6 protein-coding genes are annotated in these 11,812 nt (G+C 49.6%); 1 reads left to right on the plus strand and 5 read right to left on the minus strand.

Annotated features, from left to right (window positions below):
• Positions 1-78 precede the first annotated feature (78 nt).
• The gene (locus DMN77_RS07750; protein ID WP_068781922.1) at positions 79-2,880 is read right to left on the minus strand and encodes a calcium-translocating P-type ATPase, SERCA-type; all 2,802 of its coding nucleotides are present in this window, start codon (positions 2,878-2,880) and stop codon (positions 79-81) included.
• A gap of 1,143 nt (positions 2,881-4,023) precedes the next feature.
• Here DMN77_RS07750 and DMN77_RS07755 point away from each other — a divergent pair.
• Positions 4,024-5,814: an Rqc2 family fibronectin-binding protein gene (locus DMN77_RS07755; RefSeq protein WP_179014268.1), complete on the plus strand. Its 1,791-nt coding sequence runs from the start codon at positions 4,024-4,026 to the stop codon at positions 5,812-5,814.
• 212 nt (positions 5,815-6,026) lie between these two features.
• On the opposite strand, the gene DMN77_RS07760 is transcribed toward DMN77_RS07755, so the two are convergent.
• From DMN77_RS07760 to DMN77_RS07775, 4 genes are all read right to left on the minus strand, one after another.
• Positions 6,027-7,670 (minus strand): type 2 periplasmic-binding domain-containing protein, encoded by a 1,644-nt coding sequence (locus DMN77_RS07760; protein ID WP_179014269.1) that lies wholly within the window; start codon positions 7,668-7,670, stop codon positions 6,027-6,029.
• The gene (locus DMN77_RS07765) at positions 7,670-8,542 is read right to left on the minus strand and encodes a carbohydrate ABC transporter permease (protein ID WP_068781925.1); all 873 of its coding nucleotides are present in this window, start codon (positions 8,540-8,542) and stop codon (positions 7,670-7,672) included. Before DMN77_RS07765 ends, DMN77_RS07760 begins: the two co-directional genes overlap by 1 nt.
• Positions 8,543-8,557: 15 nt before the next feature.
• Positions 8,558-9,469, minus strand: a complete 912-nt coding sequence (locus DMN77_RS07770) for an ABC transporter permease (protein ID WP_179014271.1) — start codon at positions 9,467-9,469, stop codon at positions 8,558-8,560.
• A gap of 207 nt (positions 9,470-9,676) precedes the next feature.
• Positions 9,677-11,800, minus strand: coding sequence for a glycoside hydrolase family 3 N-terminal domain-containing protein (locus tag DMN77_RS07775; protein WP_179014273.1), 2,124 nt, complete (start codon positions 11,798-11,800; stop codon positions 9,677-9,679).
• Between the last annotated feature and the right edge of the window lie 12 nt (positions 11,801-11,812).

The raw sequence follows: 11,812 nt of genomic DNA on the forward strand, positions 1-11,812 counted from the left end.
GTGTCTTATGACTTGAGTTGCCAGAGCAATGCTTTATGGGGTTAGTCTATATTTTGTGCGTTCTAAAAGGTATTGATTTTATGCACGAATATTTGTACTTTTCGCCGAGATTATCTGTCTTGGACCGTTATACTTGCGACGGCGCCCCGACCAGACGCTGCCTGCCCCGAGCAGGAATGTCGGTATGCCTGCGGCCACGAAGCTGAGCGCCCATTCCCGGAAGCCAAGCGGAACCGTTTTGAAGATCGGCTGCAGACTCTCGATATACATAACCCCGAGCAGCAGAAGTACGGAGGATAGTACAGCTACGACAAGGTAACGGTTCTGCAGGATGTTGCGATGGAAGATCGAACGTGAACTCCGGCAGTCGAATACATGAATCAGCTGGGCCATAACCAGTGTTGCGAAAGCAACTGACTGCGCCTTGGCTAGCTGGGCCGGATCATCCGGTGCGCTATGCAATGTGATCCAGAAGGCCCCAAGCGTACAGAAGCCGATCAGCAATCCGCGGCTAATAATTTTCCAGCCCAGTCGACGTGCAAAAATATTCTCTTTCGCTCCACGCGGTTTATGCTCCATTAAATCTTTCTCCGGTTGGTCTACGCCAAGCGCCATCGCAGGCAGACCGTCTGTGACGAGATTCACCCACAGGATCTGAATCGGCAGCAGCGGAAGCGGCAGCCCGGCCAACATGGCGAAGAACATCGTTAAAATCTCGCCGACATTGGAAGCGAGCAAATAGCGGATGAACTTGCGGATGTTCTCATAAATATTCCGTCCTTCCTCGATCGCCGCCACAATGGAGGAGAAGTTGTCATCACTGAGTATTAAAGAAGAGGCTTCCTTGGATACATCCGTGCCGGTAATGCCCATGGCGATTCCGATATCCGCCGCCTTAATCGCCGGAGCATCGTTGACGCCATCGCCTGTCATGGCTACGACATGGCCTTTGCGCTGCAAAGACTTGACAATCCGCAGCTTGTGTTCCGGTGCAACCCGGGAGTAAACATAAATCTGATCGATTTGACGATCCAGTTCCTCATCGCTAAGGGCAGCCAGTTGATTGCCGGACATGGTCCGTCCGCCTCTCGGGATAATGCCGAGATCGGCAGCGATCGCTTCCGCCGTCAGACCATGGTCGCCGGTAATCATCACCGTCTTGATGCCGGCACGGCGGCAGACCGATATCGCTTCCCGTGCCTCGCGGCGCGGCGGATCGATCATCCCGGCCAGTCCGATGAATATCAATTGAGACTCCACATCCGCTTCTGACTCGGCCGCATCATCAGGTCTTAGATCGCGGTAAGCTAACCCGAGTACACGCAGAGCATTCCGCGCCATCCCCTCATTAGCGGCCTGTACCTTTTGACGGAACGTCCCGGTGAAGGGAACCACCTTGCCGTCCCATAATATATAGGAGCATTTCTCCAGCAGCATATCGGGAGCTCCCTTGACGAGCGCCATTTTGCCGCCTTGGTGGGATACGATAACCGACATCCGTTTGCGGTCAGAATCGAATGGCAATTCCTTCTCGCGAGTGTATACGCTGCTGAGCGAGCTTGGAGATAAACCCATCTTCGCCGCCAGCGTAACGAGCGCTCCTTCGGTCGGATCCCCCTTTAGTGCCCAACGCGATGCAGTCATTTCCTCCCGATCCTTTCCCTTGCGCTTCGCTTGCTGGTCGCCATCTTCCTCATAGATCACGGCATTGCCGCACAGCGAGCTAACCTGCAGCAGCCGGCGCAAGCTCTGATCTTTCTTGAGATCAACCGATCGCCCATGCTCCAGTATCTGACCGATTGGCTCATAGCCGTCACCCGTCACTTGCAGCGCTCGCCCTTCAAGCCATACATGAGTGACTGTCATTTTATTCTGTGTTAGCGTTCCTGTCTTATCCGAGCAAATGACCGAAGCACAGCCCAGTGTCTCTACAGAAGGAAGCTTGCGGACAATCGCCTTGCGCTTGATCATACGCTGTACGCCAAGTGCCAGCGCAATTGTGACGATCGCCGGCAAACCTTCGGGTATCGCCGCTACCGCTAAGCTCACCCCAGCGAAGAACATGGCCCCAGGCGGTTGTCCATGCAGAATACCAACGAGGACGACCAGTACCGTGAGCCCCAGTGAGAGATATATCAATATTTTGCCCAGCTGCTCAAGACGACGCTGCAGCGGAGTCTCTTGGGAATCGGTATTTTGAATCAAATCTGCGATTTTGCCCATCTCTGTATCCATGCCGGTGCGAACGACGATTCCTCTGCCGCTGCCGCGGGTCACCATGGTGCCCATGAAGCCCAGGTTCTTCTGGTCGCCCAGCGGCACTTCCTCCTCGCGAAGCACCCCGGCATGCTTGCCAACGGGATGGGATTCCCCGGTCAATGCCGATTCCTCCACATCCAGACTGCTTACAGACAACCAGCGAACATCCGCCGGAATCCGGTCCCCGCTCTCCACGATGACGATATCGCCAGGAACAAGCTCCTTGGCTGGAATATGCTCGACGGTCCCGTCGCGCAGAACCTTCGCGTGAGGAGCGGACAACTGCTTCAAGGCTCGCAGCGAGCGCTCAGCCCGGAATTCCTGAATAAACCCGAGCACACCGTTCAGGATCACAATCGCAATAATTGTAATGGCGTCCAAATATTCGCCCAGAATTCCCGATATGAGCGTGGCCCCCATTAATACGAGCATCATGAAATCTTTAAACTGGTTCAGGAACAGCAGCAGCGGAGATACCCGCTTGCCCTCCGACAATTCGTTCCAGCCGTTCTCTTCCCGTCTCCTCTGCGCCTCATCCCGGGTCAGGCCCTGTTCGCGCTTCACGTTCAACAGCTCCAGAAGCTCTTCCCCATTCCACTGGTGCCAGTTTTTTTGTTCCATTCTCCTTTTTTCCCCTCCCGTATTTAGTGCGATAACAGCGTGAGGCTTTTCCACCTAGGGTAAATGTATTCCAGCCAGTCCCAAATTATCACAGAAGAAGCTCTTAAGTTTTTGCTGCAGTTATGGCATCATAGAGAGGAGTAAGATATTGAAGTAATTGAAGATTTCGAGGATATGCTCAAAAAAGTCGATTTTCAGCGTTGAACGCGTCCGTCTAACTCTAACGAAACTACAAAGCGCTATTTCCGCAAAAACAGCGGCAAATAAAAGCTAACGAAACATCATATCGCTATTCTGGGGAATTCCCCATGTTAAGGCCCTAATTTGGTCCAATAACGATACCACGTTTCGTTAGAATTTTTGTCAGGCCATTTGGGCTCAAATAACGATACCCTGTTTCGTTAGAATTTTTGTCAGCCCATTTGGGCTCAATAGCGATACCACGTTTCGTTAGAGGAAGCCCCGGCCCGCAAGGTTTATGCCATTATTCATCTAACGAAACTACAGAGCGCTATTTCCGCAAAAACAGCGGCAAATAAAAGCTAACGAAACATCATATCGTTATTCTGGGGATTTTCCCATGTTAAGGCCCTAATTTGCTTCAATAACGATACCACGTTTCGTTAGAATTTTTGTCAGCCCATTTGGGCTCAAATAGCGATACCACGTTTCGTTAGAGGAAGGCCCGACCAGCTAGGTTTATGCCATTTCTGCGTCTAACGAAACTACGGAGCGTTATTTCCGCAAAAACAGCGGCAAATAAAAGCTAACGAAACACCATATCGCTATTCTGGGGAATTCCCCACGTTAAGGCCCTAATTTGCTTCAATAACGATACCACGTTTCGTTAGAATTTTTGCCAGCCCATTTGGGCTCAAATAACGTTACCACGTTTCGTTAGAATTATTGTCAGCCCAATTTGGCCCAAATAGCGATACCGTGTTTCGTTAGAGGAAGACCCAACCCGGCGTTGTTTGTACATGAGCAACTGAGATGTTACTGTAGGTAACATGACTCCGTAAGCATCCGCTTAAGCCCGGCCCGACTGAATTCAAGATTCGACGCCGAATACGCTCCCCCCGAGTTACTTCGGGATTAAAAGCGACTCTTTGAACTACCTTATTAGACAGGAGATTATATGGTATGGCACTTGACGGAATCGTAACGCGCTCCATCGTTCACGAACTACAGATTTGTGTAGGTGGACGCATCAATAAAATACATCAGCCTACGGATAACGACATTATCCTTCAACTTCGCTCCAGAGGAGGCAACCGGCGTCTGCTGCTCTCGGCCAACCCGACTTATCCGCGGGTGCAAATGACCGAGCAGTCCTTCCCCAATCCGCTGGAGGCCCCGATGTTCTGCATGCTGCTGCGCAAGCATTGTGAGAGCGGCGTCATCGAAGCCATTACCCAGCAGGAGATGGAACGGATCATCCATATCGACATTCGACAGCGCGACGAGCTCGGGGATGAATCCTTGAAGCGCATCATCATTGAATTAATGGGGCGGCACAGCAACATTATTTTGCTCGATCCCGCAACGGGAACGCAGCTGGACGGAATTCATCATGTAACCCCGGCGATCAGCAGCTTCCGGATCGTTATGCCCGGGTTCGCTTATACAGAGCCTCCGCAGCAGAATAAGCTGCATCCGCTTGAGATCGTGAAGGAACAATTCATGGATGCCTATCGGCAGGCTGAGATCGGGATCGCGGATAAAAGCTGGCTTGTATCCACCTTCAGCGGACTTAGCCCGCTGATCGCCGAGGAGATATGTCTGAGGGCAAGCGACAAGGCGGAGGAACACTCCGCAGGAGCCGCCGCAGATAACAATGCTGCTCACGAAATGCCAATGGATAAAGCGAATGCGCTTTGGAGCACTTTTGCCGACCTGATGGCGCAAATTCGCGAGCATCGCTATGAGCCGGTTACCGGCGAGAATGCCAAAGGGAAGAGCATATTCTCGGCCGTGAAGCTCACGCTGATCCAAGGTGAGCTGCGCACCTATGATTCCATTAGCGACTGCATGGAAGAATACTACGGCGACAAGGCGTTAAGGGATACGGTAAAGCAGAAGACCAGCGATCTGCTGCGCTTCCTGCACAATGAATTAAGCAAAAATATTAAGAAAATGACCAAGCTGGAAGAGGACTTGGCCGAAGCCGGAGATGCCGAGCAATACCGCATTAAGGGCGAGCTGCTATTTGCCTCCCTGCACCTGATGCGCAAGGGAGACAAAGCCGTAGAATTGATCAACTACTACGATGAAAACCAGGCAACCAAGACGATTGAGCTGGACCCGCTGCTGACGCCGTCGGAGAATGCCCAGCGTTATTTTAAGAAATACAATAAATACAAAAACAGCCTGACGGTCATCGATGAACAAATGAAGATTACCCGCGAGGAAATCAGCTATATGGAGCAGCTACTACAGCAGCTCTCCCACGCGACCCTCGACGATATTGACGAAATTCGCGAGGAGCTGGTACAGCAAGGTTATCTGCGCGACCGGAGCAAAAAGCTGAAAAAGAAGAAGAAAAACGACAAGCCTACACTGCATGTCTACACTTCTTCCGAAGGAATTGAAATCTACGTGGGCAAGAACAATCTGCAGAATGACTACGTAACGAACCGGGTCGGCAGTGCGAACGATACATGGCTGCATACGAAGGATATCCCCGGCTCGCACGTGCTGATTCGCAGCAACTCCTATGGTGATGCGACGCTTAACGAAGCGGCGCAATTATCCGCTTACTACAGCCAGGCCAAGCATTCCAGCAGCGTACCGGTCGACTACACGTTGATCCGCCATGTCCGCAAGCCAAGCGGGGCTAAACCGGGATTTGTGATCTATGATCATCAGAAAACTCTATTCGTTACTCCGGACGAGCGAATGATCAAGAACATGCCCAATGTGGTGAGAAATTAACTTTTGCTAGCTTCGTTGCAAATTTGCGATTAACCCCGCAAGCTTAGCAAAATCAGTGTATTTCGTACATATTGTACGATTAAAAATACGCAGACCCGCAAATGAGCGAACATCGGAAAATACAATCGTATTTCGTGCAACAAAATCACAAAGTATACACAAGAAGAGGACCCCGCAAAGGGAGTCCTCTTCTTGTCTTATTAATTCCAGAATTAGTCCAGCTTCTTCTCGTTAGCCTCGATCTGCTTGTTTCTCTCTTCCACCAATTTATCATAGCCATTATCCTGGCGATATTTAATGAATTCATTCATCGCCTGATCCACTTCGCTATCCGATTTGGCATCCAGAATCTTGGCGACCGTCTGTGACCAGTTCTGATTGATCTTCTCCGCATTGCGGGAGGATTCCTTGGACAGATATACGTCCAGGCCTGCTAATTCAAATTGCGGCACCACATAATCGAGGGTCCACTGCTTCGCTTGCTGCAATGCTTTCGGGAATTGATCCAGCCCCATTTGACGAGAGAGCAGAGCGCTATCCTGCACCCACAGATGCGTTGTCAAACCGATCTCCTTCTCGAAGCCAGCCGGGTCGGTCTGCTTGAACTCCAGCAGATCTCCATTCAGAACAGGATTTCCGTCCACCATCGTGTAAGTTTCCCCTTCACGACCATAGTTCATTACAACGTTGCCATACTCGCTGACCATATAGGTCAGGAATTCCATCGCTTTTTGCGGGTCCTTGCAGTCTTTGGTAATGAAGGTTTGTGTCCAGCCCTCGATCGAAGTACCCGGCAATGCTGTCTTATTCCCTGTCGTTGAAGAAGGGCCATGAACAGCGATATATTCCTTGCCTTGATTCTCATTCGCCCATACCGTCATCGTATCCGTCTCGCTGTTCAGATCCGAAGCGAAGTAAACGAAATAACTGCCGTTCGTGATCCGCGCATCCTTGTCGTCCTTCGTCATCGTAATCATGTCACGGTCGGTCAACCCTTTTTGGCGGGCATCGACGAACACTTTAAGCCATTTTTGAAAATCCGCATCGGTATAACGATCATAATATTTGCCGTCTTTCGTCAACATAGGGACTCCGATAAAATCGGCCAGCGTTCTATTGAATACTCCGTTTGGTTCCGAACCTTCATTAAATGGAGAGACCCCGATCGGAATCACCGATTTACCCAGCTCATCCTTCGCATCCAGCTTCTGAGCGGCTTCCAAAGCGGAAATGAAGCCTTCCGGCGTGGTCATATCCGGCTTGCCGAGCTGCTCATAAATATCTTTGCGCACCAGGAATGCCTGGTTCGCATAAATGCCGCCCTTCTCATAATCCGACTTCGTGTTCGAGAAGTTAGGATATCCGTAAATATGACCGTCTTCTCTAGTGAAAAATTTTACGGTTTCCGGCTTTGCCGCCTTTTCCAGGAAATACGGATCATACTTCTCTGCCAATACGTCCAGTGGAATAGCGAACTTATCCGCATCCTTAACAAACGGGTTGCTTCCATCCACCGTAATGATGTCCGGGAGCTCTCCGGAAGCCATCATCGTGTTGAGCTTGTCGTCGCTGCCGCCCAAGTATGTGATGTTAACCCCGGTGTCCTCCGTAATATACTTGGAGGAGACATCATTGCCCCAGGTCTGGGCGAACCAGTCGAAGTTAATATACCAGTCAAGCTCGGCCGTGGCCTTGTCATTCTCCCAGCTTGGTGTATCCTTGTTCACTTCAATCGTTGAATCCGGCAATTCTGCGTTTGTTTTCTTGCCGCCGCAGCCGGACAATGCTACTACGAATGCAACCAAAGTCAGAAGTATGATCGATTTTTTCATAACGTGCTCCCTCGCTTTTTTCATTATTCTTTAACTCCTCCAACAAGCATGCCGCTAATAAAGTATTTCTGAAGGAAAGGGTAAATCAGCATAATAGGTAAGGTCGTAACGATCATCGTCGCTTGTTGCAAAGACTGGGTCGTAAATGCCTTGGAAATGTATACCCCTGCTTTGGCTGTGTTCGCAGCGCCAGCGCTCGTTAACAGCTGATACAAATAATATTGAATCGGATATAAAGTTTTATCTGTCACATAAAGCTTGGCCACAAAGAAGTCATTCCACTGGTACACCCCATGGAACAAGGCAATGGTCGCCAGCACCGGAAAGGACAGCGGGATAATGATTTTGAAGAACACCTGGAATACGTTAGCCCCGTCAATCTTGGCCGATTCCTCAATCGATTCCGGCAAACTTCTGAAAAAGTTCATCAATATGATCATGTCATAGAAGCTGAATAGCACAGGGATAATGTACACCCAGAAGCTATTTGCCAGACCGAGCGATTTGACAACCAGAAATGTCGGGATCATTCCGCCGTAGAAGAACATCGTGATGACGCCCATCCGGATGAATATCTTTCTGCCAAGTAGATAAGGCTTGCTCATGGCGTAGGCCGCAGCCCCCGTGATGACCAAGTGTCCAATAACCCCGATCACCGTTTTGGCCGCCGTAACCCCAAACGCTCGGTAAATCGTTGAATCCTTCAAAATCGTCTCATAGTTGACAAGCGTAAATTTTCGCGGAAATAGATAGATGCCCCCTTTCATCGCGTCGTATCCATCGTTAAATGAGAGCGCAATAATGTTGATTAAGGGAAATACGATGATAGAAACGAAGAACAACATGAACAGCACGTTGAACACGTTAAATATTTTCTCGCCTTTATCCAGTCCCATATAGCTCCCTCCCTTCTAGAAAATTGAACTGTCGCTAAGCTTCTTGGTCAGCACATTAGCAATCATCAGCAGTGTGACGGAGACAACGGATGAGAAGATCCCGACCGCCGTCGCGAAGGAGAAGTCTCCTTGTGTCAGACCCAAATGATAGACATAGGAATCAATTACTTCACTGCGCAGCATATTCGAAGAATTTTGCAGGACGAGAGTCTGCTCCAGATTTGCACCCAGCACAGAGCCTACGCGCAGTACAAACATCAGGACGATAATATTTTTGATGCCAGGAAGTGTGATATACCAGATTCTCTTTAGGATTTTCGCCCCGTCGACCTTAGCTGCCTCATATAACGAAGGGTCAATCCCCGCGATGGCCGCAAGATAGAGGATCGTTCCCCAGCCAACCTCTTTCCAAATATCCGACAGCGTGGCGATCCACCAATAGGCTTCGGCATTGGACAGGAAGGAGAGCGGTTCAGATATGAGGTGCATCGACAGCAGGAAGCTGTTCACCAGCCCTGTCGAACCGAGCCAGGAGATAATCATGCCGCCAAGAATAACCCAGGACAAAAAGTGCGGCAAATAAGATATCGTCTGCGTAAATTTCTTGAATAATCCTAATCGAATCTGATTGATTAAAATAGCCAGAACGATCTCCAGCGGGAAACCGATCAACAATTTCATCAGGCTGATAGCCAGCGTATTCGTCAGCACATTATAGAAATCTTTATCCCCCAAAAAAGCTTTGAAATTGTCCAGACCTACAAATTCAGAGCCCGTAAAACCGGATAACGGAGAATAGTCCTGAAACGCGATGATCAATCCGAACATCGGGATGAAGGAGAATACAATCATTAAGATAATGCTTGGCCAGACCATCGCCTGAAGCTCCCACTGCGACAGAAACTTATGTTTAAACTTGGACTTCATCCGTATACCTCCTCTCTCTTTTCAGGTACAGCATTGACAGTTTTTTTCGATCATGTAAGCGTTACCCCAAAATTGTGCCAGGCTCCCTCTCAAATATTGAAAATTGTGTCATGGATAAATTTTACACAATTAATTAATTTAATTTAATAATTGAGCAAGCCTAGTCATCCTTTTGGAAACACGTTATCATTTGTCATTCAGAAGATTTTATCGATACTCTATTGTGAACACGGGACGTTCAAGATCATTGATATAAATATGAAATTCCCCCGGTTCAATCGAAGGCTGTAAGCTATCGTCCAAGTATTGAAGATCCTCCGGAGCAAGTGTCATCTGAACGGCAACGGTCTGATACGCAGATACATCCACAACTTGATATTTCTTCATCTCGCGCACAGGACGAGCAGCCTTGGAGACCAGATCTTCAATATAGAGAATAACGATCTCAGAATAGTCATAACCACTTGGATTGCTTACCTGAAAAGAGAGGGTCAATTCCTGACCTGCTGCCAGATGATGGCTCGAAATTTGAAAATCAGAATATTGCGGATCGGTATAGGTCAGCCCGTGCCCAAATGGGAATAAAGGCCCTGCCTCGCAATCCTGATACCTGCTGCTGTAGCTCGATTCATTGGCCGGACGGCCGGTGCTGTACTCATTGTAATAAATCGGCGCCTGAGCTGAATGACGCGGGAACGACATCGTTAATTTCCCCGACGGAGTATCCTGACCCGTTATCAGTTCCGCAATTGCATGGCCAGCCTGGGTGCCTGGATACCAGCACCATAAGAGCGCAGGAATGTCATTGATGATGCTCTGAAGCGCTAATGGCCGCCCCGAGAAAAAGACGCAGGCATACGGTTTGTTGGTCTGCTTCACGTCACGGATCAATTGCTGTTGATCGGCCGCAAGCTCGAGGTTCACGCTGCTATGCCCCTCACCGCTTTGTTGCCAGTCCTCTCCGACTGCTACGATAATATAGTCGCATTGCGCCAGCGTATCTTGAGGACAATCCTTCAGGGTTTCGCAGACATGCAGGGCGAATGAATCGTCCACCCGCTTCATCCCTTCCGCCAAGGTAACTACGTCCTCGAAGCTTCCTTTGCACTGCCAGTTGCCCAGCAGCTGATCGCTGCCGGCAAAAGGACCCACGATGATGATCTTGTTGCAATCCTTGCGTATAGGCAGCATTTGCTCATTTTTCAACAAGACGCAGCTTCTCTTGGCCGCTTGTTTGGCATGCTCCTGAAAGCCTGGATTTAGAATGACTTCATACTCGGCAGCCTCGTCCACATATGGATTTTCAAATAAACCGAGCTCATTTTTCAGCTGCATAATTTTCAGTACCGCCGCATCAATGTCTTGAAGCAGCTGCGGATTTTCTTGCAGAATTTGTTCATAATGCTCAAGGTATAAGGTCGAGACCATTTCGATATCGATGCCTGCCTTCAAGGCTAATTCCGCAGCTTCCCTGCCATTGCCGGCCACGCGGTGATTCTGCAGCTCGGCTACAGCCCCCCAATCGGATATAACGATATCTTCAAATCGGTAGGCACCTCTTAGAATATCCTTCATCATCTGCTCGCTGGCAGTTACGGGAACCCCGTTAAATGTGTTAAAGGAACTCATCACGAATCTGGGCTTCTCTTGCAGCGCTATCTCATATGGCTTGCCGTAATAGGCGTAGAACTCTCTCCAGGACATATCCACCGTGTTGTAGTCCTTGCCGCCAATGCCAGCGCCATATGCAGCAAAATGCTTCAGACAAGCCGCTACTCCCGAGTCAGCGATCCTGCCATCCTCGCCTTTTTGATAGCCACGGATCATCGACCGGCCAAGCTGTCCCGACAACAGAGGGTCCTCGCCGAAGGACTCCATCACTCTGCCCCATCTGGAGTCACGCACCAGATCAACCATAGGCGAGAAATTGACATGTATGCCTGTAGCGCGCAATTCCGCTGCCGTGTCCGCTGCTGCCTGCTGTACAATCCTTACATCCCAGGTACAAGAGAGCCCTAATGGGATCGGAAAAATCGTTCTATACCCGTGTATCGCATCATGCATGAACAGGAGCGGGATCTTCAGCCGTGATTTCTGCAAGTATTCACTTTGAATCAGATTTGTGATCTTGGCGCTCGATACCCCGATGATGCTTCCTATCGTGTACAGCGTATTCCCCTCAAGCCTATGATCCGGGAAGCCAGGTCCGGTCTCCACCATTTCGCTGTCGATTTTGCCAACATAATGTTCTCCCGTTGTCTGGGAGAGCTGTCCGATCTTCTCGGCCAGCGTCATCTCCTGCAGCAGTTTAATGATTTTCTTGTTGTCCATATCAACACTTAA

Source organism: Paenibacillus sp. 79R4 (assembly GCF_013393165.1).
Classification (GTDB): Bacteria; Bacillota; Bacilli; order Paenibacillales; family Paenibacillaceae; genus Fontibacillus.